This is a genomic window from Nocardia nova (assembly GCF_002933465.1).
GTDB classification, from domain to species: Bacteria; Actinomycetota; Actinomycetes; order Mycobacteriales; family Mycobacteriaceae; genus Nocardia; species Nocardia nova_B.
Map to the genome: position 1 here is coordinate 1 of NZ_PSZE01000115.1, position 511 is coordinate 511.

General features: G+C 66.9%; 1 protein-coding gene. It reads right to left on the bottom strand.

The features are described 5' to 3' along the window. On the bottom strand, positions 1-406 hold a 406-nt coding region (locus C5E41_RS33115), incomplete at its 3' end, for an aromatic ring-hydroxylating oxygenase subunit alpha (protein ID WP_181063544.1). Positions 407-511: the final 105 nt, after the last annotated feature.

The window sequence follows — 511 nt, forward strand, 5'->3', positions numbered from 1 at the left end:
GGAAGGTCTCGCCGTAGCCCTCCCGCATCGGAACCGCACTCAGGGCACCAGTGTTGCTGAAGGTCCAGCCGTGATAGGGGCAGCGGAACGAGGTCGCGCTGCCCTTCTCGGCATTGCACAGCTTGTTCGCCCGATGCGTGCACCGATTCAGCAGCACCCGGATCTCGCCGTCGCGGCCGTGCACCACGACCACGGGATCGGTGCCGATCCGGCGGGTCAGATAGTCGCCCGGCTCGCTGACCTCGCTCTCGTGCGCCACATACACCCAGCCGCGGCGGAAGATCGTGTCCAGCTCCCGCTGGAATATCTCGGGTGAGGTGTACACCGAACCGTGCACTCGATCGTGTCGTACAACCGTCGAGACATCGAAGTCCGCCGTCACCGCGGACGGTTCGAGTGTGGTCATAAGGGTTCCTCCGAAATGGGGTGAGCGGTGGATTCGTGGGCCGGCGCCGGCGGTGGGACGGCCGCCGGAACGGCGACGCCGCCCAGCCGGCGGAATCCGATGGCG